General features: G+C 71.0%; 17 protein-coding genes. 10 read left to right on the top strand and 7 right to left on the bottom strand.

The window, feature by feature from the left end:
• Positions 1-26 precede the first annotated feature (26 nt).
• Positions 27-2,216 (bottom strand): hypothetical protein, encoded by a 2,190-nt coding sequence (locus WMF36_RS39170; protein ID WP_437575932.1) that lies wholly within the window; start codon positions 2,214-2,216, stop codon positions 27-29.
• Positions 2,217-2,372: 156 nt separating this feature from the next.
• Between WMF36_RS39170 and WMF36_RS39165 the strand changes: the two genes are divergently transcribed.
• Entirely contained in the window at positions 2,373-3,074 is a 702-nt protein-coding gene (locus WMF36_RS39165; RefSeq protein WP_437481634.1) for a tRNA-uridine aminocarboxypropyltransferase, read from the top strand.
• Positions 3,075-3,089: 15 nt separating this feature from the next.
• Here WMF36_RS39165 and WMF36_RS39160 read toward each other — a convergent pair whose 3' ends face one another.
• The 4 genes from WMF36_RS39160 to WMF36_RS39145 form a co-directional block, all read right to left on the bottom strand.
• The gene (locus WMF36_RS39160; protein WP_437575931.1) at positions 3,090-3,950 is read right to left on the bottom strand and encodes a CAP domain-containing protein; all 861 of its coding nucleotides are present in this window, start codon (positions 3,948-3,950) and stop codon (positions 3,090-3,092) included.
• A 321-nt stretch (positions 3,951-4,271) separates the two neighbouring features.
• Positions 4,272-4,535: a hypothetical protein gene (locus tag WMF36_RS39155; protein WP_437575930.1), complete on the bottom strand. Its 264-nt coding sequence runs from the start codon at positions 4,533-4,535 to the stop codon at positions 4,272-4,274.
• A 333-nt stretch (positions 4,536-4,868) separates the two neighbouring features.
• A complete protein-coding gene (locus WMF36_RS39150; RefSeq protein WP_437575929.1) occupies positions 4,869-5,384 on the bottom strand; it encodes a hemerythrin domain-containing protein in 516 nt (171 codons plus the stop codon).
• A 261-nt stretch (positions 5,385-5,645) separates the two neighbouring features.
• The gene (locus WMF36_RS39145; protein ID WP_437481630.1) at positions 5,646-5,858 is read right to left on the bottom strand and encodes a hypothetical protein; all 213 of its coding nucleotides are present in this window, start codon (positions 5,856-5,858) and stop codon (positions 5,646-5,648) included.
• Positions 5,859-6,218: 360 nt separating this feature from the next.
• On the opposite strand from WMF36_RS39145, the gene WMF36_RS39140 reads away from it, so the two are divergent.
• Entirely contained in the window at positions 6,219-7,514 is a 1,296-nt protein-coding gene (locus WMF36_RS39140; RefSeq protein ID WP_437575928.1) for a hypothetical protein, read from the top strand.
• A gap of 116 nt (positions 7,515-7,630) precedes the next feature.
• Here WMF36_RS39140 and WMF36_RS39135 read toward each other — a convergent pair whose 3' ends face one another.
• Positions 7,631-8,494: a class I SAM-dependent methyltransferase gene (locus WMF36_RS39135; RefSeq protein ID WP_437575927.1), complete on the bottom strand. Its 864-nt coding sequence runs from the start codon at positions 8,492-8,494 to the stop codon at positions 7,631-7,633.
• A 145-nt stretch (positions 8,495-8,639) separates the two neighbouring features.
• Here WMF36_RS39135 and WMF36_RS39130 point away from each other — a divergent pair, with 145 nt between their 5' ends.
• The 8 genes from WMF36_RS39130 (at position 8,640) to WMF36_RS39095 (ending at position 19,082) form a co-directional block, all read left to right on the top strand.
• Complete coding sequence (locus WMF36_RS39130; protein ID WP_437575926.1) at positions 8,640-10,478, top strand: SLC13 family permease; 1,839 nt, start codon at positions 8,640-8,642, stop codon at positions 10,476-10,478.
• A gap of 340 nt (positions 10,479-10,818) precedes the next feature.
• On the top strand, positions 10,819-12,345 hold the full coding sequence (locus WMF36_RS39125) for a cation:proton antiporter (RefSeq protein WP_437575925.1): 1,527 nt from the start codon (positions 10,819-10,821) through the stop codon (positions 12,343-12,345).
• Between the two features lies 1 nt (position 12,346).
• Positions 12,347-13,054, top strand: a complete 708-nt coding sequence (locus WMF36_RS39120) for a potassium channel family protein (RefSeq protein WP_437575924.1) — start codon at positions 12,347-12,349, stop codon at positions 13,052-13,054.
• A 19-nt stretch (positions 13,055-13,073) separates the two neighbouring features.
• Positions 13,074-14,396 (top strand): monooxygenase, encoded by a 1,323-nt coding sequence (locus WMF36_RS39115; RefSeq protein WP_437575923.1) that lies wholly within the window; start codon positions 13,074-13,076, stop codon positions 14,394-14,396.
• Between the two features lie 262 nt (positions 14,397-14,658).
• A complete protein-coding gene (locus WMF36_RS39110) occupies positions 14,659-15,648 on the top strand; it encodes a DUF2169 family type VI secretion system accessory protein (RefSeq protein ID WP_437575922.1) in 990 nt (329 codons plus the stop codon).
• Positions 15,641-16,837: a hypothetical protein gene (locus WMF36_RS39105; RefSeq protein WP_437575921.1), complete on the top strand. Its 1,197-nt coding sequence runs from the start codon at positions 15,641-15,643 to the stop codon at positions 16,835-16,837. Before WMF36_RS39110 ends, WMF36_RS39105 begins: the two co-directional genes overlap by 8 nt.
• Before the next feature lie 542 nt (positions 16,838-17,379).
• On the top strand, positions 17,380-17,919 hold the full coding sequence (locus WMF36_RS39100) for a hypothetical protein (RefSeq protein ID WP_437575920.1): 540 nt from the start codon (positions 17,380-17,382) through the stop codon (positions 17,917-17,919).
• A 155-nt stretch (positions 17,920-18,074) separates the two neighbouring features.
• The gene (locus tag WMF36_RS39095) at positions 18,075-19,082 is read left to right on the top strand and encodes a hypothetical protein (protein ID WP_437575919.1); all 1,008 of its coding nucleotides are present in this window, start codon (positions 18,075-18,077) and stop codon (positions 19,080-19,082) included.
• Positions 19,083-19,241: 159 nt separating this feature from the next.
• Here WMF36_RS39095 and WMF36_RS39090 read toward each other — a convergent pair whose 3' ends face one another.
• Positions 19,242-23,360: an RHS repeat-associated core domain-containing protein gene (locus tag WMF36_RS39090; RefSeq protein WP_437575918.1), complete on the bottom strand. Its 4,119-nt coding sequence runs from the start codon at positions 23,358-23,360 to the stop codon at positions 19,242-19,244.
• Positions 23,361-23,377: the final 17 nt, after the last annotated feature.

The following is a 23,377-nucleotide window of genomic DNA, read 5'->3' as shown; positions in this document are numbered from 1 at the left end:
GCGCCCGAGCCGGGGCGCTGCCCTCATCAATGGAGCCGCTCGAGCTCGCCCTTCACGGCCGCGAGGCGCGCCTCGCGCTGCGCCGCGAGCTGCTCGACGCGGCGCCGGGCGCCGGACAGCTCGTCTTCCAGCGCGAGGATGCGGACGACCAGCGGATTCGCGCCCGCCGGCGAGCCGCTCTTGTCGCCGAGCGCCTCGAGGTGCTCGCGCAAGCGCGCGAGATCGCTCTCGATCCGGTCGATTCTCGAGCTCTCGGCCGCCGTCTCCTTGTCGGTCCGCTCCACGTCCTCGAACAGCCTCGCCGCGGCGCCCAGCGTGACGCGGTCCGCGGCGGACAGGGCGGCGATGTCGGACTTCTCCCGCAGCACGCGCGCCGACAGCGAGCGCACGCTGACCGAGCGCTGGAGCGCCTCGTCGAGGGTCACCTCGCGCTCCAGCTTGCTCCGCGGCGCGACGCGCAGGACGCCGAGCGGCTTCTCGCTCGCCTCGTCGAAGTCCACCGCGTCGAAGCCGCGCACGCTGGCGTTCTTCACGATGTCGAGCGCCACGTAGACGCGCCGCTCCTGGCCGCCGCGGTTCTCGACCACGTACCTGCGCCTGTGCTTGCGGACGAAGTGCTCCTTCAGGGCCTCGCCCTGGAAGACGAGCTTCTGCGTGACGTCCTCGGCGCGCCGGTCGGCCGCCCGGAGCTCGACGTCGAGATCGGCGCCGAACAGGAGGAACGCGCGCTCGCCCGGCTTGAGGCGGGGAAGCCCCGTCTCCCCGGCGAAGCCGCTCGCCTCGTAGACGGCGATCGGCCCCGCGGGCAGCGTCTGCCGGGTGGTGTTCGCGAGCCGCGCGCCGCTGCGGCCCCGCTCCTCCTCGCCGCCGAACCACGTGAGCCGCTGCGTCTCGACGTCCTGCTGCGTGAACGGGACGAGCGCCGAGCCGTGGGCGCGCAGGTGGAGCCCCCCGGCCAGCCGGTACGTGAACAGCGCGCCGTTCTCGACGCCGGCCGCCTGCGCGAGGTCGGCGAGGTTGCCGATGCTGAGGACCTCGCTCTCGCCGGTGCTCCCGTCGGGCGTGATCATCCCGGCGCGCACCCCCGGAGCCCCCGAGGCGTGGGCTCCTCCCAGGCGACCGGCGCCCGCGCCGAAGCCCTGGCCGGTGACGGTGAACCCCTCACCGACGTTGTCGCCCCAGAGCTGATCGGGCGTCCTGTCGGCGAGCTGCGGGACGGTCGAGAGCGCCTCGGAGGGCTCGCCGAGCTCCCTGCGCGCGTAGCGGGGGGCGCTCAGCGGGAACAGGAACGAGTCCGGCCGGCCGTTGACGAGCTCCACGCTGACGCCGGCCCAGGGCTCGTCGGTGTCGTTGTGCACGAGCGCCCAGCCCTGCAGCCGCGCGCGCCCGCCGTCGAGGATCAGCCGGTAGGTGGAGCGCCACACCGGCGTCTCGGCGATGTAGCCGAGGCGCACCGGCGTCGCGCTGTCCGCGAGGACGCGCAGGCTCCGGCGGAGCTGCGCCGCGCGCCCCGACAGCGCGCCGACGGCGGCGCCGAGGCGACCGGCGACCGTCGGGTCGACCGGGCGCACCTCGTCGACGCGCGAGGCGCGGAGGCGCCGGACCGCGCCGCCCCGCTGGATCAGGGTGAGATAGAGATCTTCCTGGGTGTCCGGCGCGACGGGCGCTCGCTCCGCGGGGCCGGGCTTGCCCGCCGCGGCGCCCCCGCCGGTCCCGGCGGCCTGGGCCGAGGGCGCCGGCGGCGAGAGCGGTATCGGCGGCGCCTCCGTCACCTCGGCGAGCTGGCCGATCCACGTCGCGTTCCCGGCCGTGACCTCGACCTCGATGCCGCGCAGGCTCTCCAGCACGTCGCGGTAGGTCACCGGCGTGTCCGAGTCGACAGGCAGCGCCGCGAGCGAGCGGCTGAGCGCGCCGCTCAGCACGCTGTCGAACTCGACGCCTGTCACGCGCGCCTTGCCGTCCGAGAGCACGACAAGCGTCTTGAGCGCGTCATCGACGTGAGAGGCCGGCACGGGCAAGGAATCACCGCTGCTCGACGAGATGTTTCCGCTGCGCTCGAAGTAGCCGATTCCGGTCTCGTACAGCCGCAGCTTCTTCAAGGGGAGCGCCGGCGGCGCGTCCGGCGAGGCCGCGGGCGACACGTGACATCCGGCGCTCAGCGCGAGAATGCAGAGCGCGACGGCTCGACGGCGAGCCGGGGTCAGACTGACCAGCATGCGCGGCAGGACACCTCGGGGGGCGTCGAGGTTCCCGGGCGCCGGGCCGACGCGCCTTTCCGCGGCGGGAGCGCTCCGGGCGCGTTCCTGGGGCCCGGGGGCGGGCCCATTTGACCGGGGACGCCTGCGCGTGGGAGAACGCCCGGTCCTCGGCCGATGACGTTCGTCCCGCTGCAGCCGCCCGATCTGCCCCCCATCCGCGCGCGGGGGACGCCGCGCTGCCGCGGCTGCGGTTTGCCGCGATCGATGTGCCTCTGCGCCGCGCTGCCCCGGCTCGCGGTGCGCACGCGCGTCGTGCTGCTCACCCACCGGATCGAGCGCACGAGGAGCACCAACACGGGTCGGCTCGTCGCGCGCATGGTCGAGGGCGCGGAGGTGCGTGTGCGCGGCGAGATCGAGCCGCGGCCGCGCCCGCCGCTGCCGGAGGGGCGCCGGCTCGTGCTGTTCCCGTCGCCCGGGGCGCGCGCCCTCTCGCCCGACGACGCGCGCGGCGAGCCGGTGGTGCTGCTCGTCCCGGACGGCAGCTGGAACCAGGCGCGCCGGGCCGTTCACCGCGATGCGGACGCGCAGGGCGCCGAGCCGGTCACGCTGCCGCAGGGCGCGCCGAGCCGCTACGGGCTGCGGCGCGCTCCGCGCGAGGGCGCCCTGTCGACGCTGGAGGCCGTCGCCCGCGCGCTCGGCGTGCTCGAGGGCGCGGCGGTCGAGCGGCGGATGATGGAGGCGTTCGACGTGTGGGTGCACCGGGCGACGCGCGTGCGGCTCACCGGAAAGCTCGAGGACGGGGCGGCGGCCCGGGGAGAAGGAGACGGCTCCGAGGTGCTCGTGGGGCGGGAGCTCGACGGCTCGGAGAGCGGGTGAGCGTTCGCGCGCCGGTCACCGGAAGTTCTGCACCGCCCAGACGCTGCCATCCGGGAAGGTGTGGAATCCGCAAGCCACCTTTGTGTACTCGGTGTTGCTCATGTTGAGGTAGTGGCCGTGGGCATTGAAATCCTCGCCGGGCCCCTCGTCCCACATGAGCTGCAGGCACGGGACGATCATGGATTCGGGGGGGCCGCCCCAGCCGGGGCATTCGTTCTGAGCCCGCTCGCCGCATTTGCCGAACGCGCCGTGCGGCTTGTTGGCGTTCCCGTCGGACTCGGACTCTCCATCGGAGCACGACTCCTCCTCGCTCCAGCGCGCCAGGGGAGGCAAGCCGAGCGTGGCGCGGTGCTGGTTGATCGTATCGACGCACAGCTGCGCCGCGCCGGTCGAGCCGCCGCCGCCGGAGCCGCCGTTGCCGCCGCCGCCGGAGCCGCCGGTGCCCGCGGGTGAGCCGCCGGAGCCGCCGGTGCCCGCGGTGGTCGAGCCGTCGGAGCCGCCGGTGCCCCCCGCGGGTGAGCCGCCGGAGCCGCCGGTGCCCGCGGTGGTCGAGCCGTCGGAGCCGCCGGTGCCCGCGGTGGTCGAGCCGCCGGAGCCGCCGGTACCCGCGGTGGTCGAGCCGGCGCTGCCCCCGGCGGGTGAGCCGCCGGAGCCGTCGCTGGCTCCGGAGCCCGCGGCGGTCGAGCCGCCGGTGCCGGTGGTCGGCCCGCCGCCCGGCGGTCCGTTATCGCTCCCGGCACCGGCGCCGCTCGTCGGGCCGCTCTCTTCGCTCTCGGTCAGCACGCTGCCCAGCTCGCCAATGCAGCCCGACAGCACAGAGGCAATGAACGTCGCGGCGAGCGCGATGGCACATGAGCGCGTCGAAGGGTTAAGCATCTGCTGAGTCTATGGGGCTTTGGACTCACGCTCAACGTGTACCGATCATGCTGCACTTTTGCATGCTGAGAGCGGTTCAGGCGCAGTCAGTGAGCTTGCAGCGTTTCTGTGCGGAGAGAAGCGTCGGTGTCGCACAGGGGTGTGTTGGTCGGCTTTCAATTCCAGTCGGACGGGATAATGCTGATTGATTGAGGGGAAGAAAAACGCGCCGAGACGCGAAGACGCCAGGAGAAGAACTCTTTCTTCTTCTCTTGGCGTCCCTGGCGCCTTCGAGGTTCAATCCTCTTCCGCTGGCGGATGACGAGCGCACCACGACGCCGTTCACGGCGCGCCGCGCCTCCGCTGGAGAAAGACGATCAGCGCGCCGGCGAGGGCGTTCGCCACCATGAGCGAGTTCGTCGCCACGAAGACCCAGTTCTCGACCAGCCAGCTGTAGACGACGAACCCGGTCGAGGCGGCCAGCTGGCCGAGGAAGAGCCACCTGGAAACACCCTCGCTCGTCTTGCTCTTCCACTGCTTGTGGACCTGCTTGCCGACCGTCAGGACGAGAATGACGGAGCTGATCCAGCCGATTGCTTCTACCATGGTCGACCGCCGAACTGCCGCTCGCGGGCCCCGGGCCGGCGCGCCGCGCGCCACCACGAACACATGAAGAAAAGCAGCGAGGGCAGGGAGGGCACAGGGCCTCCGCCGCCCCGCGCCCCGCCTGCCCCGCGGCTCAACCCCGGTCTATCGCGCTCCCGCTCTCTCCGCTCGCTCTGGCCCTGAAAAATCCCCTCAAATCTTTCGGAAAATTCACAGGGAGGCGGGGAGGCGGGGAGTAAAATCTCAGAAAAACTCCCCGCCTCCCCGCCTCCCTGTTCAATTTTCCGCTGTATACGGGCACAAAATGAGGGGATTCCCCAGGCTCTGGCCCCGTCAGCCCAGGTTCGCGCCGTTCGCGTGCCTGGGGTGGCTCGCCTTGTCCGCGGATGTCTTCTTGTAACCCGCCGGGAGCAGCGCCTCGTACCCCTCGGCCAGCCGCTGCTCGAACTCCGCCTTCATCTCCTTGCCGAGCTCCGTGAGGCGCTTCTCGTCGATGGCCTTCTCGACCTTGGGGAAGAGCTCCTCCTCCTCCTCCTCGACGTGGTGCTGAATGAGCTCCTTCAGCGTCGTCACGCGCGCCTTGAACGAGATGTCCTCCGGGTCCGTCGCGAGCAGCCGCTTCAGGGCGAGCTCGGCGATGGCGTGCTCCTCGTAGCTCTCGAGGATCAGGTCCTCCTTGACCTGCCGCACGGCGGGATAGAAGCTCTCCTGCTCGATCGCCATGTGCGCGACAAGCTCGTTGGCGAGCTCGGCGAGCAGAGGCGCCGGCTCCGACTTGCCGCCCTCGAGCTGCTTGAAGAGCGACTCCACCTTGCGATGCTGCTTCTCGAGCAATGACGTTGCTTTCATCTTCCTGCCTCCACCCTGCGAGCCGCGCCTCGGCGCGGCCGGGTCTTTTGGGTTCAATCGAAGGCCGCGGAGGATCTCGGGCATCTCGTACGTAGACCCTCCGGCCAGATCTCCTCGCAGCGCAACGCGCGGTGGGGGCGAGCCGCCCGGCTCAGCCCCCACCGCGCGAACAGCAGGAGACCATCTCAGCGCTCCGCGCCCCGCCGGCGGGGCGCGCCCGTCCCTCGGGCCAGCGCGTCCCGGTAGACGAGTCCGGTCCTGCTAGTCCGTCTTCTCCTCGACCTTGTCGCCCGCCTCCTCGGCGGCATCACCGGTCGACTCCGCCGCGTCCTTCGTCTCGTCCTTGACGTCGCGCGCAGCGTCGTCCACAGCCTCGCCCGCCTTCTCGGCCGGCCCCTCCGGCTGAGGCTTGCTGCCACCACAACCCACGATCACGATGCCGCCCAAGAGCAGCGACAGATACACTGTTTTCACGGTACCATCTCCTCCGAGATCGAGCGCGACCCGCGGCGTCTACCCCCGGGCGCGTTCAGCGGTTCTTCAACGACTCTCGACGCTTGCTTCAGCTCCTTTCGCCCAGCAATGCCCGGGCCAACAAGGATCAAGCACCCGCGCGTCCTCCTCCGCGTCGCGCCCGCGCTCCGGAGCGAAAACCCTGAGACATATCGCCTCGACCGTGGCGTCCTGCGACGCGCAACGGCCGTTCGCTCGCCGGGGGCGCGGCGCCCCGCGAAGGCGGTCAGCGCAGGCGCCGGCGAGGTCCCGCGCCACCGCGCGGGCGCATTCGCTTGGCCTCGGCGCGGATCGGAGCAAGACTCCGCCCTGGAACGCGACATGATCCACGATATTGCCCGCGCGCTCAGCGCCATCTTCACAGGCGAGCGAGCCCGCCTGCTGCACGTGATCGTTCCGGCGCACGTGCACGGGCACACGCTGGCGCTGCTGCGGGCGCTCGGCGAAGCAGGCCCGGCGCCCCGTCCCGTGTGGGTCCTGGCCGACCCGTTCTACGGGCCCAGCCAGGGCTGGGCCGCCCGCGAACGCGCGCTGGCGCGCGAGCTCGGCGCCCCGGCGATGCCCGGTGAGCCCACCGCGACGCTCGATCCCGGGCCCCTGCGCGAGCCGCTCGACGCGTTCGCGGGCGCCCTCGCGGCCCACCTCGCCGCCCGCGCTCCGGAGGCGGGCGCCGTCGTGGTGCTCTCGCCGCAGCACATCGACGACCCCCGCGCGTATGCCCGCGACGTCCTCTGGCTCGCGCAGGGGCCCGAGCTCGCGCTCGTGCGCTGGGTCCTCGTCGATCCGGTCCACTCGAGCGTGGGCGACCTGCTCGCGCGCTTCGGCGAGGGCGCGTCCCGCGTCGTGTGGCCGGAGGCCGACAGCGCGGCCCTGGTCGATCTCGAGCGCCTGCTCACCGATCTCTCGGCCCGCGGGCAGCGCCTCCCCGCCGACCTCGAGAACCGCATCGCGCCCGACTCCCCCCTTCGCACTCCGGAGCTCCTCCAGGCGCGGCGCCTCCTGCATGAGGCCGACAAGTGCTTTCATGCGGGACGGCACACCGAGGCTGCGCAGCTCCAGCAGCAGGCCGAGGAGATGCTGATGGGCCGCGGGCTGGGCGAGGAGGCGATTCACGTCGCCATGCAGCGCGCGCGCTCGCTGATCGGCGCGGGCGTGGTCGACGAGGGACATCGGGTGTTCGTCGCCGCGCTGAAGGAGGCAGAGCGGCGCGGGCTGTTCGCGATCGTGCCCGAGGCCTACGCCTCGCTCGGCAGCCTGCACAGCAAGCAACGCCGCTTCCTCGACGCGTCGGAGGCGTACGCCCGCGCCGGAGACCTCGCGGACCGCCGCGGCAGCCACGAGTTCGCGGCGGACATGCACCGCTGCTCCGGGCACGCGGCGCTGAACGCCGACCTGCCGGACGCCGCCGCGAAGTCGTGGCGGCGGGCCTTCGAGCTGCTCGGCTCCGCGGCGCCGACCGTCGGCGCGCTGGAGAAACCCCAGCAGATCGTCATCCTCGGGCTCGCCCTCGCCGACGTCTTCGAGACGCACGGCAACCTGCCCGCCGCGCGCGGGCTGCGGGGCCACGCCGAGGCCATCGAGACCCGCAACCCGCGGCGCTCGGAGACGTGGAGCTGACGCCGGGCTCCGCCTGACGAGGTGCGGTGTCCACGGCGCTCCCGCGAGGGGAGCCGCTCGCGGGAGCGCCGCGGGCTCCGGGGTTCGTCGGGCGGGGCGCGAAGGAGAGCCCGGGGTCAGCTCGCGCCGGAGCGCTCGGCGACGAGGAGCCGTGTGCCGGCGGCCGGGTTGGACGAGGCGAAGGGGGCTCCGAACCGCCGGGCCCAGTCCTCCGCGCCGGTGTCGCGCAACGCGCGGAACCCGGCCCGCTCGACCTCGGCGAGCATCACCTCGCGCCGGCGGAAGCCGACGAGCGGCTCGCTCCAGATCCGCGCGATCACGTGGCCAACGAGGCCCAGGCGGCGCCGCGCCTCGGGCTCCATGTAGTTCACGAGGAGGAGGCTGCCCGGCGCCGAGGCGTCGGCGAGCGCCCGCAGCGTCGCCCGGAGCGCGTCGTCCGACAGGTACATCACGACCCCTTCCCATATCCACGCGGTGGGCTCGTCCGGCCGGTGACCGGCCGAAAGGAGGCACGTGGAGAGCGCGTCGCGCTCGAAATCGACCGGCACGTACGTCAGCTTCTCCACGACCGGCGACAGCCCCGCTGCCTTGCTCTGCTTGAACGCCTGTGTCGCCGGGTGATCGATCTCGAAGAAATGAGTCGGCGAGAGCGCCTTCATCCGGAATGCGCGCGTGTCGAGGCCCGCCCCCAGGCTCGCGACCTGCCGGCACCCGAGCGCCACGGCGCCCTCCAGCTCGACGTCGATGGCCCGCACCCGCAGCGGGACCGAGGAGAGCCGGGCCAGGACGCGCGCGCGCTTCGCGGGGTCCATGCGCCGGAGCCGCCGCGCGATCAGCGTCAGCGCGGCGCTCCACCCGCGCGACAGGAGCCGGTGCACGACGGGGTCCTCGAAGCCCGGCACATCGGTGAGGCCCTGGTCGGCGAGCGCCCGGATGAGCGCGACAGTGGCGGCGGTCTGGCTGGGACGACGCTCACGCATGCCTCGTGCATAGCGTTTGCCGCCGACATTTCAATGCGCGAGCGACTCCGAGCGACACCACGGAAGCGCTCTGTCGAGACGTGCGCGGCGATCCGACCCGCACGTGATGCAGCCTCGCGCAAGGCCCGCTAGGCTGCGCCTCCCCATGACCTTGGAGGCCATTCTCGCGCTCGTCATTCTCGGGCTCGCGATCGTCCTGTTCGTGAGCGATCGCTTGCGGCTCGACGTCGTGGCGATGATGTCCTTGCTCGCGCTCACGATCTCCGGTGTCAGCACGGTCCCGGACGCGCTCGCGGGGTTCTCGAACCCCGCGGTGCTCATGATCGCCGGCCTGTTCATCGTCGGGGCCGCGCTGACCGACACGGGGGTCGCCGACTGGCTGGGCCAGCGCCTGGAGCGCTTCGCCGGCGGGGGGGAAGCGCAGGTGACCGTCGTGGTGATGGGGGCGACGGCGCTCCTGTCCGCCTTCATGAGCTCGACGGGGACCGTGGCGATCCTCCTGCCGGTCGTCGGGACGCTCGCGCTCCGCCGCGGGATCGCGCCGGCGCGGCTCTTCATGCCCGTCGCGTTCGCGGCGCACCTCGGGAGCAACCTGACGCTCATCAGCACCCCGCCGAACCTGCTCGTGAGCGAGGCGCTCCGTGAAGCGGGGCGAGCGCCGTTCCGCTTCTTCAGCTTCACCGTCCCCGGCCTCGTCGTGCTCGCGGTCGGCGTGGCGTACGTCGTCGCGATCGGTCGCCGCGCGCTGCCCGGCAAAGGAGACAAGGCCGAGGCGGGCGCGCCGCGAGCGCTCTCGCTCGACGACCTCTCGATGGAGTACGGGCTCGGCAGCGCCCTGCGCGCCGTGCGCGTCGCGCCCGGCGCGCGCCTCGCCGGCCTCACGCTCGGAAAGGCGAACCTGCGGGCGGACTTCGGCGCCACCGTGGTGGGCATCGCGCGCCCCGGGCCCCACGGCCTCGAGGCGCAGCGCGTGGTGCCGCAGGCGGTGTTCGCCGTCGGCGACGAGCTGCGCCTGCTCGGGAGCGACGCGGCGATCGCGGCGCTCGCCGATCACTTCGGGCTCGAGGCGCTCTCGGCGCGGCCCGTCTTCTCGCTGCCGCCCGAGGAGTCGCTCGCCGAGGTGGTGCTGCCGCGGCGCTCCGGCCTGACGGACAAGACCCTGAGGGAGGCCAGGTTCCGCGACCGCTACCGCGCGAGCGTGCTCTCGATCCGGCGGGGCGACGGCTGGCTCCCGGTGTTCCATGCCACGCCCGAGCTGCGCGATCTCAAGCTCCGCGCCGGCGACACGCTGCTCGTGAAGGGGCGGCTCAAGCACCTGAAGAACCTCCGCGACGAGCGGCGCGATCTCGTGCTCGTCGCCGAGCCCGACGCGCGCGGCGACGTCCTCGTCGATCGCGAGCGCGCCGCCGTCGCGGTGTGCATCACCCTGGGCATGCTCGTCTGCATGGCGTTCGGGTGGCTGCCCAACGTGATCGCCGTGCTGCTCGCCGCGCTCCTCCTCGTGCTCGCGCAGTGCGTGCGCCCGGTGGACACCTACCGCGCCGTGAACTGGGAGAGCGTCGTGCTCATCGCCGGCATGGTCCCCCTCGCCGCCGCGCTCGAGCGCACCGGCGCGATGGGGGCCGTCGTCTCCGCCGCCGAGGGGCTCCTCGCGGGCGCGCGCCCCACGGTGGTCCTCGGCGTGCTCGTGCTCTTCACCTCGGCCATCGGCATGGTCCTCTCGAACACCGCGACCGCCGTGCTCATGGCCCCCCTCGCGGTCCGCCTGGCCGGCGCGCTCGACCTCACGCCGGAGCCGCTGCTCATGGGGGTCGCGTTCGCGGCCTCGGCCGCGTTCGCGACGCCGATCGCCTCCCCGGTGAACATCCTCGTCATGGGACCCGGAGGCTATCAGTTCAAGGACTTCACCCGGGTCGGCCTGCCGCTGCAGCTGCTCGTGCTGGCGACCACCTTGATCGTCGTCCCGCTCGTCTGGCCCTTCTGAGCGCGGGTCAACGCTCCTCCGTCGCTCTTTGCCGGGGACCGCCGCCCGCGGAGGACGCGAGAGCGCGCGAGAGCGTGTTCCGGATGTCGTGTCATGTGATCTCGGACATCTCCCTGCTTCCCGGGCACAGGCACGCTCCCGTCTCGCCTGGCTTCGCGCCTGCCTTCGCACGCAGCCCGCCCGACCGCTCCGGCGACGCCTCTCCTATCTTGCGAATCCGGGAGCGATCCTGTAGCGCAGGATCTACGGTGATGGCCCCCAGAGACCCCACGCACGTCGCGGCGTGCCCGCCGCGTGCGCCGATTGCCATCGTCCTCGTGTCGCCGCCGCGAGGCGACGCATGAGGGAGCGGCTCGAGAGCCTGCTCCTCGTCCTGGCCGTCGGCTCCACCGTCGCGATCGGCGCCAAGCGCGTCGGGATCCCGTACAACGTCGCGCTCGTGCTCGTGGGGCTCCTCCTCGTCGTCGTCGACGTGCTGCCGAACACGCCGATGGACCCGGAGGTCATCCTCATCGCGTTCCTCCCGGTGCTCGTCTTCGAGGGCGCCCTGTTCGCCGACGCGGACAGCCTGCGCGCCGCGAGCCGGCCCATCCTCGCGCTCGCCGTGCCGGGGGTGCTCATCTCGCTGCTCGGCACCGCCGCGGTGGCGACGCTGGTGCTCGATCTCCCGTTCGCGGCGGCGCTCCTCCTCGGCGCGGTGCTCTCCATCACCGATACCGTGAGCGTGCTGCTCGCCTTCCGGAGCGTCCACGTCCCGCACCGGCTGGCCGCCATCATGGAGGGGGAGAGCCTCTTCAACGACGGCACCGCGCTCGTGCTCGTGGTGCTCGCCTCGCGCGTCCTCGCGAGCGGCACGTTCGACGCCGTCGAGACCTTCCGCGGGCTCTCGATGGCCGTGGCCGGCGGCGCCGTCCTCGGCGGGGCGTTCGGCGCCGTCGGCACGGCCCTCCTCCGCCGCACGCCGGACCACCTGACCGCGATCCTCGCCTCCATCGTGATCGTGTTCGCCACGGCCCTGGTCACCGAGCGGCTCCACGCCTCGCCGGTCATCGCCGTCGTGGTCGTCGGCGTCGTCATCGGCAAGGCGGCCCGCCGCCACCTCGAGCCCTCGCGCGTGCTCGCCCTCGAGGGGTTCTGGGAGACGGGCGGCTTTGGCCTCAACGTGCTGCTGTTCCTGCTCGTCGGCATGCAGATCCACGCGGAGATGCTCGTGCGCGAGGCGGCCTCCATCGGCCTCGCGCTCATCGCCCTGCACGCGGGCAGGGCGGTGGCCGTCTACGGCTGCTTCGGCGTGCTCCGGGCCGTGACGCGGGAGGTCGTGCCGCTCCGCTGGCAGCACGTGATGCTTGTCGGCAACATCAAGGGCGCGCTCTCGATGGCCGCCGTTCTCAGCCTCCCGCACGACATGCCGTACCGCGACCGCCTGGTCACGATCGTCTTCGGCGTGACCTTCGTGACGCTGGTGGTGCAGGCGCTGCCGTTCGCGCGGCTGCTCAAGTTCCTGGGGGTCGCGACCCCGAGCGCCGACCCCACGCTCGACGCCGCGAAGGCGACGCTCATCGCCGCGCGGCGCGGCCAGTCGGAGCTCGACGACCTGCTCGCCTCGGGCCTCCTCTCCCGAAAGGAGCACGCGGAGCGCCGGGCCGCGTTCCAGCGCCGCGTGATCGCGGCGGAGGCGGCGCTCCAGTCGCCGCGGGGCGAGGAGGTGCGCGACCACCTCACGGACGTCGCGCTGCTCACGGCGCAGAAGGCGGCGGTGCTCGACGCGGCGAGGCGGGGGCTCATCGACTCCGAGACGGCGGACGCCCACGCGAACGAGATCGACCGGGAGATGGTGAAGCTTTCCGCGCACGAAGGAGGCGGATGACATGCGCGTTTTCATCGCGGGCGCCGGGCGCGCAGGGCTGAGCGTCGCGATCCACCTCGCGAAGACGGGCCACGACGTGACCATCATCGATCGCGACGAGTCGATCGCCAACAGCGCCTTCGAGCGCCACGGCCTCGTCTCGCTCGTGGGGGACGCGACCGACGCCGGGCTCCTCAAGGAGGCCGAGGTGGGGCGCGCCGACGTGGTCGTGGCCATGCTCCGCCGCGACGCCGACAACCTCGCCGTCGCGCTCCTCGCCCAGGCCGCGGGCGCCAAGCGCGTGATGGTGCGCATGCGCGACTCCGATTACCGGAGCGTCTACGTCAGCGCGGGCGTCCACCGGATCCTCTCCGAGATCGACGTCTTCATCGGCGCGATGGCCACCGCCATCGAGCATCCGGGCGTCCGCCACGCGATGGTGCTCGGCGCCGGCGAGTCGGTGGCGTTCGAGCTCGACATCCCCGTCGACTCGATGGTGGCCGGCCGCTCGGTGAGCGTCATCGCGGGCAGCGCCGGCTTCCCCGCGTCGTGCGTCTTCGCCGGCGTCTACCGCCCCGACGGCCGCGTCGAGGCGCCGCGCGGCTCCTCGATCGTCGCGGGGGGCGCCACGGTGCTCCTCGTGGCCGCGCGCGACGAGCTCGCCGAGGTCATCGCGTTCTTCCTCCGGCGCGAGCTGGCGACGAACGGCGGGGTTCACGAGCGTCGCTGAGGCGAGGGCAGGTGTTCCCATGGTGAGGTGCACGGGCGTATCGGTGTGGCGGGGCGCGGCGCTGGCCGTCGTCCTCGCCGGGTGCGGCGGCGACGACGAGGCCGGGGCCGCGGCGGGCGGCGGCGTCCAGGCCGCGGTCTCGTACTACCGGGACGTCAAACCCATCTTCGACGCGAGGTGCGCGGGGTGCCACAGCGGCGGCGGCATCGCGCCGTTCTCGCTCGAGGGGCCCGAGGCGGCGGTGCCGTGGGCGCCGCTCATCAAGCAGGCCGTCGTCGAGCGCACGATGCCCCCCTGGCCGGCCGACAGCGCCTGCGCCGAGTACGTGGGCGATCGCTCCCTGTCCGAGCAGCAGATCCAGACCCTCGCCGCCTGGGTCGACGGCGGCGCGGCCCTGGGCGACCCGGCGGAGGAGGGCCCGCCGCTCGATCCGCCGGCGAGCAACGAGCTCGCGCGGGTGGACCTGACGCTCGAGATGCCGGTCGAGTACACCCCGCAGGCAGGGCCCGACGATTACCGCTGCTTCGTGATCGACTGGCCGGAGGAGAGCGCGCGCTACGTCACCGGCTTCGGGGTCAGGCCCGGCGAGGAGCGCATCGTCCACCACGTGATCGCCTACATCGCGGGGCCGGAGCTGGTCGCCGACGTCGAGGCCCTCGACGCGGCCGACCCGGGCCCGGGCTATCCCTGCTTCGGGGGCCCGGGGATCCGGCCGCGCTGGCTCGGCGGCTGGGTGCCCGGCGGCGGGAGCATGACCTTCCCGCCGGGGACGGGCACCCGGGTCGAGCCGGGCTCGCGGCTGGTCGTGCAGGTCCACTACAACACGCTGGCGGCGGGCAAGCTGCCGGATCGCTCCGCGATCGATGTGATGCTCGAGAGCTCGGTCGAGCGGGAGGGCTCCACGCAGCCGTGGACGAACCCGGCCTGGCTCGTCGGCGACGCCATGACGATCCCCGCCTTCGAGGGCGACGTCGTCCACCGCTGGGGCGCGCAGCCCACCCGGGCGCTCGCGGGCGACGCGCCGATCGAGCTCCACATCGCGGGCCTCCACATGCACACGCTCGGCACGCGCGCGCGCCTCGAGATCGAGCGCGCCGACGGGAGCTCGGAGTGCGTGCTCGACATCCCGCGCTGGGATTTCCACTGGCAAGGGAGCTACAAGCTCGTCCAGCCCAAGGTGCTCAATCCGGGCGACAGGCTGTCGCTCGAGTGCCACTGGGACAACACGCCCGAGAACCAGCCGATCATCGACGGAAAGCCGCGGGTCCCCGGCGATGTCGTGTGGGGAGAGGGCACGAACGACGAGATGTGCCTCAGCACCTTCTACATGACGGAGCGCTGACCTCCGGCCGCTGCGCCCCTGACGCGATCGCTCGCCATGACGCAAGCGTCGCGATGCTGCGGGCTGCCGGCGAGATCCAGCTCGTGCGCGAAGGCTGCCGGCGAGATCCTGCTCGACCGCGCGTCAGCGTCGCTTCTCGACGACCCTTCATGGTCCAATCTGACCATCACCCCGCGCGTCGCGAGCTCTCGTGTCGCGTTCTCGAGGGAGGGCGTCGCGACCTGCACATGCTGTATACACGAGCATCCATCGGGCCCTCTCCGTGAGCCTCGCCAACCAATCCCCCTTCACCGTCCAGCCCGTGCCGCTCATCGACCGCGACGGGAACGACGTCCTTGTCGCCATCATCAAGGGCACCTTCGTGCTCGGTCGGAGCGGGAGCTCGAGGCCCGCCGACGATCCGGCGCCGGTCCGCATCATCGACGAGCCCTGGGATCCCGAGAGCCCCCGGAGCAGCCTCCGCGTCCCGTCGGATCTCGGGGTGGCGAAGCTCGGCACGGACGTGGTGGTGATCGGCGACGCGATCGCCCCGGAGAAGGTGAGGGTGCTCGACGTCGCGGTGAAGGTCCGGGACCGGCTGACGCCGCTGCGCGTCCACGGAGTACGCGTCTTCTTCAAGGGCGCCTTTGGCGTCGCGATCGGGCCGGCGGCGCCCTTCGAGCGGATGCCGATCGTCTATGAGCGGGCCTATGGCGGCATGTCGGAGGACCTCTCGGTGGTCGACCTCCGGAACCCGGCGGGCGTCGGCGCGGCGAAGAGCGCGGCAGATCTCGTGGATCGGCCCGCCCCGCAGATCGAGCACCCCGAGCGGCCTCACACCTCGGCCCTGGATCGCCACGCGCCGGTGGGCTTCGGCGCGATCATGATGCACTGGTCCCCGCGCCTCGAGTACGCCGGCACGTTCGACGAGCGGTGGAAGGCGACCCGGATGCCGATCCCGCCCGCCGACCAGGACCTTCGCTTCGGCAATGTCGCCCACCCGTCGCTCCAGTTCGAGGAGCACCTCGCGCCGGGCGATCCGGTGGGCATCCACGGTATGTCGCTCGATCCGCTCGTGTTCGCGCTCCCGGCGCTCCCGGTGGCGGTGAGCGCGCGCTACGACACCGGGGAGCGCGTGGTCGCGCGGCCGTCGATCGACACGGTGCTCATCCAGCCCGAGGCGCGGCGGGTGGACCTCGTGGCGCGCGCCGTCTTCCCGATCGGCCGGGGCCTGCGGGTGCTGCGCGAGGTGGTGGTGCGCGGCGATGCGTGAGGCGGGCGGCGAGCGGGCGGAGCCGTCGGATCCCGAGGTCGCGGGCGTGCCGCTCTCGGCCTATGCGGCCGTGCTGGCGTACACCGCCGAGGGCGTTTCGCTGGACGAGAGCCTGGCCCACGCCGCCATCCCGGCCGGGGTGTGGCCGGCGGTGGAGGAGGCGTGGTCCGCGCGTCTCGCCGAGAGCGCGATGGGGGACGGGGCGCTGATGGCGACCTGCGACGAGCACCGCCTGGCGGCGCAGGCGCACGTGAAGCGCAAGGTGCCTCCGCTCGATGAGGAGCTTGGCGCCTGGCTCAACTTCTTCCGCGCCTTCACCGCGTCGGGGGATCCGCTCGGGTTCCTCGGAGCGCGCGGGCTTGGCGAGGGCGACGTCTTCCGCCTGCTCGGCTTCTGGCAGGCGCGAATCATGGCCGGCGACGCCGTGCGCGGCGAGGCGACGGCGATCCTCGCCGCGGCGCCCGGTCCGGTGCCGGAGGTCCGGCCGGAGCCGCCGGTGCTGGAGGCGCCGGCGCGGCGGCCTCGCGGCGGCGCGGCGGTGCCCGCGAAGGAGGGACCGGCGGCGGCGGTGGGCGTGCCGGGGGAGACGGCGGATCTGGCGGATCTTCCGAAGCTGATCCTGCCTTTCGTCAAGCCGGGGAGCGCGCCGGTGGTGGTGTTGTCCGCGCCCGTCGTGCGGTTCGAGCCGCTGCCGGTGCAGTCTGCGCCGGTGATCCCGCAGAGGGAGATCACCGAGACGGCGCCGATGTCCTCGACGCCGAGCGAGCCGGCGCTGCCTTTCTCCTCGCGCGCGGGCGAGGAGGTTGCGCCGCGCTCCCGGCCGCCGGCCGCGGCGGCGCCGCCGGGGGGCGCTGGGGCCTCGAAGCCGCCGGTCACCGGGACGGCGCCTGTGATGTTCGAGGGCGTGAGGCCGTCGCTCCCGTTCGCCCCGTCGCCGGGTGGCGCTGCGCGCTCAGCGGCTGCTTCCGTGCCGCGGCTCTCGCTGGAGGACTACGCTGCGATGCTCGCGGAGATCGCGGCGAGCCCCGCGACCGCGACGGAGATCATCGCGCGGTACGGGCTCACCCGCGAGGCGAAACGCGTCGAGGACGCGGCGTGGCAGGCGAGGTTCGCGGCGGAGCCGACGCTGCGGATGGAGTGGATGCGGGAGCTGGTCGCGGCGGGCGAGCGGGTCCGCGGGAAGCGGTGAGGGAGCGAGGGGGCGAGGGAGCGAGGGGGCGAGGGAGCGCGGGAGCGCGGGAGCGCGGGAGCGCGGGAGAAGGAGTGGAGCACGGTATGTTCACGGCCATCGCAACATCGCAGCAGCGCATCCGGCTGCATCGGCTCCAGGGAGCGGTCATCGCCTCCACGGGGCCTTGCATCGCGCGGGCCCACGGAGGGCAGCTCCAGGATCAGCGGAAGACGGAGGCGGTGGGCGCTCCGGACGCCCAGGGGGTGTTTCCGCCACCTTTTGTCCCAGGAGATATCGACACCCTGGAGGGCCGGTGGCCCGACTGCGCCTGGACTGTTGCCGAGGTGGGATGGGCGTTCTCAGGGACCTGGCCTCATCCGAGGCAAGGGGCAGCACGCTGGGATGCGGAGCGCGGTCAATGGGTCGAGCAGCCCGGCATCTTGTCGGTCCGTGGGTGGGCGGACGGGGTGCTCGCCAGGGGCGCCGACGGCACGAACAGTTGGGTGGATGGCTCGGACAGGCCTCTCCCTCCCGTGCTCGTCCAGGGACTCCTGAACTCGATGCACATGCCCTTCCACGACGTGACGAAGTCCGGCGACGTCATCGCGAAGGTGGAACGATCCCCGACTCTGGAGCGTGGATGGTGGATATTCCCGCGAGGAGAATGCGAGGGGGAGAGGTTTGCATGGCCACCCGAGGTGGATGAGACAAGCGTCTGGCTGAGGATCGGTCACGCGCCCTATGACCTGCTCGCAGAAGGTACACTGAAATCCGGAGAACCATTCCGTGCTTACCGTGTCGAGGGGACATGGCAGCCGCTGCCGCCATTTCCGAAAAAAAACCAAAGGGAGCAGCTCGATCTGAGGGGCACGCCATCGGGCGAGCTGTTCATGATCTCATTCTGCCCCTCGTCTTCGCTCTCCATTTTTCGGCTGGTGCGGGGAGACGCGTGGGAGCCAATTCCCATACTCTTCTATCCGAATCGGTGCTTTCCGTCCGATTACACATTCGTCGCCGGCGAGGAGGGAGAGCTCTGGCTCGCCATCGACTTCTGCATCGGTCACAAGCATGATATCATCCTTTACCACGCACGCAGCTGACCTGGCTTACCCCCGCGCGGGAGCGTGAGCAGGACGCAGCGTGGCAGGCGCGATTCGCGGCGGAGCCGACGCTGCGGATGGAGTGGATGTGGGAGCCGGTCGCGGCGGGCGGGCGAAGCCGCGCAAAGCGGTGAGGGGAAGGAGTAGAGCACGGTATGTTCACGGCCATCGCATCATCGCAGCAGCGCATCCGGTTGCACCGGCTTCAGGGAGCGGTCATTGTCTCCACGGGGCCTTACATCGCGCGGGCCCAGGGCGGGCGACTCCACGATCAGCGGGAGATGGAGCTGGTGACGGTACCGGACGCCCAGCAGGTGTCTTCGTCGTCGACCGTCCCGCTGGAGATTTCCCGCGTGGTGGGCCGGTGGCCTGACCAGGTCTGGGGTCTTGCCTATATAGGGATGGTGGCGAGCGCGATACCCGGACCAGAACCCGGATCTACAAGCTGGACTACATTCAACAAGCACGCGGTGATCCGCTGGGACGGCGCGTATGATCGCTGGGTGGAGCATCCAGAGATTACGTGGATTGGCGAGTGGGCTGACGGAGTGCTCGCCGCGGGAGCCGACGGCAAGCTCAGATGGGCGGATGGCTCGGACAGACCCATCCCTCCCGTGCTCGCCCAGGGCATTTCCGCGTATAATCCTTACGTGACGAGAGCCGGCGATGTCATCATCCGCGTCGTGAGGTCCCCACTGTACGGGCCTGGGTGGTGGATATTCCCGCGAGGAGAGTGCAAGCCGGAGAGGTTCGAGTGGCCACTCGGAGTGGATGAGCAAAGTGCCGATATATTCCTCGATCATCGGTCAAACGAGCTCTTCGCCTCGGGCACGATGAAATCTGGGGAGGATTTCGTCGCGCACCTTGTCCAGGAGAGGTGGCAGATGCTACCGCCATTTCGAGGGAACTACAGAGTACAAGACATCCGGGCCACGCCCTCGGGACAGATCTTCCTGTGCACGCAGCACCGCTCGCCGCGGTTGCGAATCTACCGGCTGACGCCAGGAGGAGACTGGGAGAGTGTTTTCATCCCGTTCCACGTGACTCTTGACAGCTTCCCTCCGCATCAGCTCGTGACCAGCGAGGAAGATGAGCTGTGGCTCGAGGTCGACTTCGGCGGCGATGGCGTGCACCGTGCCGTTCTTTACCACGCGCGTGCCTAGATGGCGTTCGATCGCATCTTGTACATCGAGCCAGATCGCCGGCGATACGACCCGCCAGGATGGAAGTGAGGCAGCCATTCCCTCCGAGCGTCCTCTTGATTGGGTCCTGGTCGTGCAGGGGTGCTCGCGACCGGTAAAGGAGCCTCCATTGAACGCCTGTTAGCTCGATGGAGGACGCCGGAAGGGCAGCCCATCGTCCAGCGGAGTGATATCGAGCGGCTGCGTGTTTGAGGCCGGCTTGACGTTGATCGGCTGCGTTATCGAGCCTGGCTTGAGCTGGTCGGGGAGCGTCGTATACTGGTCGTGTCGATTGCCCTGCCGGGGCATACCATTGTAGAATGAGTTCCACTGTCCGGGGCGCGAGTAGTCTGGCTTTTCCTTCGGCTCGCCGAGCTTGGGCACGTAGGTCGCGCTGTTGGCAACCCCGACTGGGGGGCCGATGTAGAACCCGAGGTTCCAGACCACATCGCTCGGGCCGTAAACGTAGCGGTTCGGATAGGCGGTGGAGAGCTGCTGGGCCACGCCGTTCGGCATACGACCCACGTTGCACGAGTTGAGGACGATCGTCCCCGCGCCGTTGTAATTCCCGACCGTGCGGAGCATGTCCAAGAGCTGGCTCGGTGTATGGTGGGTCGCCATCCCCTCCGCGTCTCGTACCGCCACGTGGTGGGCTGTCCCGTGCACCACGATCACGTACTTGCTCGGGTCTGGCCTGACCTGGGTCATGCACACGGCAATGAACGCATCCTTCGCCGGGTTGCCGACGATGACGCAGGAGAGGCCCAGTGGATCGACATGGGTGATAGGACTGCCGTCGAAGGCGAACAGGTTGCGGCTGCCGAGCAGCTCGAGCGGATCCGGGCTCAAGAAGCGCGCGGCCTTCGGGTCGAAGTAGCGGTAGCGGACGTAGCAGAGCTCGGTCTCCTCGTCGTGGTACTGGCCGAGCAGCCGGAAGGGGGACGCCACGGGCGGGCTGGCCTCGGGCTGCGCGGCCTCGACGATGATGCCGAAGGCCGAGTGGTGAGCTGACCACGCGACCTCACCCTTCGGGCCAATGAGCTCGGTCGGGGTTCCGAGGTGATCGGTGATGACCGCGTAGACGGCGGTGCCCTCTTGCTGAAGAAGCGGGCACATCGTCCCCGGCTCGTGCACGAAGACGCGCACGCCGCGCTCGGAGTCGAGCTCCGCGGCGAGGCAGAGGCCGTCCCACAGGTACTCGACCACGCGGGGCTCCGCCGCCGCCGACTCGACCGCATCCGGCGAGAAGGGCGGGACGATTTCTTTTCTGATCCTGCGGCTGAACGCATCGTAGGCGAAGAGAACGCGCGTGCCGTCCGGGCGCCGGACCTCCCGGAGCTGGCCGCGGCAGTCCCAGAGGTACTCCGTCTCGCCGTCCGACCGCGTCTCGCGGGTGCGTCGGTTCGCGGCGTCGTAGGCATATACGGCCTGCTCGGTGCGGAGCAAGAGCCCGCCCGGCCCCATCTCCCAGGTCGAGCCCGCGGGCTTCAGCGAGCCTCCCGCGTCGTACACGAAGGTCTCGCGCCCCTTCCGAGAGCTCGCCTCGAGCAGCATCCCGAGCCGATCATGGCGGTAGCGTGTGAGGCCCCAGCGCAGGTCGTTGCGCTCGACGAGCGCGCCGGAGGGATCGTAGGCGTAGAGGCGATCCACGAGCGTGCGCCCGGTGGCGCCGACCCAGTCGCGGGTGGGGCGCGCCATCGTGTCCACCTCGCGCCGCGCCTCCACGCCCGCGCTCGCGAAGACCTTGCGGACCACCGAGCCGGCGAGATCGCGCTGGATCTCCACGCGGTAGCCGTCGTGATCGACCGACGAGACGTTGCCCTCCTCATCGTAGGCATACCGGGTCACGTGCCCTGTCGGGAGGTGGCGCGCCACGCACCGGTTCTGAGGGTCGTACTCGTAGCGGATGGTCCGGCCGTTCTGGGTTTCTCCTACAACACGCCCGAGCGCGTCATGCTCGATGCGTAGACGGACTTCCCCGCTCGGATCGTCGACGATGTACTCGACGACGCGGTCTTCGGGCGTCTCGACCTTGATCGCGCCGTGCGGCGTCTCCTCCGCGACGATCCTGCCCGCCCCGTCATAGCGGAGCGCACGGAAGGTGCCGTCGGGGTTCTCCACACGCGTCAGGCGGCCGTTCTTTCCGTGCCGAGCGCGGGAGATGCGGCCGTCATACGAACGGTGTTCGCGGAGGTTGCCGGCGCGATCGTAGCGGAAATCGAAGGACTCGCCCTTCGGGTTCTTGACCTGCTGGAGGCGCTCGTTGAGATCGTACGACAAGGACCAGATCGAGCCGTCGGGCTGGGTCACTTCAATGGGAGATTTCAGGCCGGCGTAGCGGAACGATTCGACGCGCCCGAGCGCATCCGTGCGGCGGGTGAGGCGGCCGAGCGCATCGTGCTCGAAGCGCAGCGAGGTCCCGTCGGGCAGGTGCAGCGCGACCGGCCGGCCGAGCGCGTCGAGCTCACGGCGCGTCACCCGGCCGAGCGGATCGACATAGACGACCGGCCGGCCGAGCGCGTCGTGGGACCAGCGGCGGACCCCTCCGCGGGGAGTGTGCTCCTCGACGGCATTGTGCTGCTCGTCGTAGACGAAGCCGCCGCGAAGCCCGTCGGGTCCGTGCACCGCGGCGAGGCGCCCCTGCTCGTCGTACATGATCGTGAGGAAGGCCCCGGACGCGTATTTCACCGAAGTGAGCCGCCCCCGGTGGTCATAGCCGAAATCGGTGCAAACGCCGCCCACGCGGCGTCGCACCAGCAGATCATCCATATAGTCAAGCTCGACGAGCGGGCCGAGCGGGTCATCAATGCGTGTGAGGTTGCCTCGCGCGTCGCGGGTGAACGTCAGGGTGTCTCCCGCCGCGTTCTTCGCCTTGAGAACAAGGCCGTCGGCATCGAACTCGAAATCGCGCACGGAGAGACCGTCGGTTGAGGCCTCGCGCACCACCGAGCCATCCTCGGGCCGCCATGTGAAGACGCGAGGCTCGGGGTTGCCGGTGAGGTGCGTGATGCCTTGCTTGAGATCGTAGGTGAGGTCGCCGGCGTGGAGATCGCCGTCTCCCCAGGAGCGGACGCAACGGCCGGATTCGGGGTCGTAGAGGTAGTGGAACGACAGGCCGGTCGGCAGCGTCTTCAGGTTGAGGCGGCGCTGCTCGTCATATCCGTACGACTCGGTGTTGCCGAGCGGATCAGTTACTCGTACGAGCTCGCCGCCGTCGCTGTACGCGAACGAGATGGCGTGAACTGGAGCGCGCCCCGCGCCGCCCGGAGGGAAGACCTCGAGACGCACGATGTGGCCGTCTCCGTCGTGGGTGAGGGCGATCGTCCGGCGCGCGGTGTCGACGATCTGCGCGAGCCGCTCCGACTCGTACTCGAGGACGACCATGTGCCCGGATTCATTGGCGATCTCGTGGAGGAACGCCCGTCCGCCTCCGGCGGAGCGAAAGGTGCGGGTGAGGCGCGTGTCGAGCGAGAAGACGGTGGCGCCGCCGCGGGTGTCGCGGGTGATCACGAGGCGCTTGCCGCGGTGGAAGGCAGCTTCGCGCGGCTTGGTAGCGCGCACGGTGACGGTCGCGCCGTCATCGTCGCGGAGGCGCAGCTCATCGCCATCCATCTCGATCCACTGGTGGTACGCGTGCGTCCAGCCGCCGCGCCCGAGCGGCGAGTGTTCGCGGAGGCGCGCAGAGCTGTAGAGGCGCTTCCACCCGATGGGGATGAGGCCCGGGATCGCGAGATCCATGTTCTCGTCCACCATGGCGCCGGAAGCGACGGAGATCGGATCCAGCACCACCATGACGTTCACGGTGGCGCCGAGGTGCGTGGTGGCCCGGATGATGTCCGCTGCCAGGAGCACCCCGCTGATCTGGGCGACGTTTGCTGTCGCCGCAGCTGTATTGAGCCGCACATGGTGGCCGGTACAGGCGAGCCCACGATCGCCGGACATTACCGTCGCTGACGACGTGTAGACATTGCAGACCTTGTTGGCGACGTGCGTCACGGCGTCGCCGCCCGTCGACTGGCAAGGGATGTTGCCCGGTGCCTGGACATCCATCGAGCTGCCATTCACGAGCGCCGGCGCGCCCCCAATTAGGCATCGCTCGTCGACGTCCGTCGCTGTCGACGAGAGCGCGACGTACATGAACGGGCTTGGCACCGGCCCGGCCGGGGCCGGCGGGGGCGCCGTGCTGATGGCCGGGAGGGGGCCAGGACAGAAGTGATTGCTCCGGGTCGTCGCGATGTATTTGTAGTTGATCGTCGCCACGATGATCTCTCGTCTCC

It is taken from the genome of Sorangium sp. So ce887 (genome assembly GCF_051521455.1).
Lineage (GTDB): Bacteria > Myxococcota_A > Polyangia > Polyangiales > Polyangiaceae > Sorangium.
This window is presented reverse-complemented; position numbering and strand designations above follow the sequence as displayed.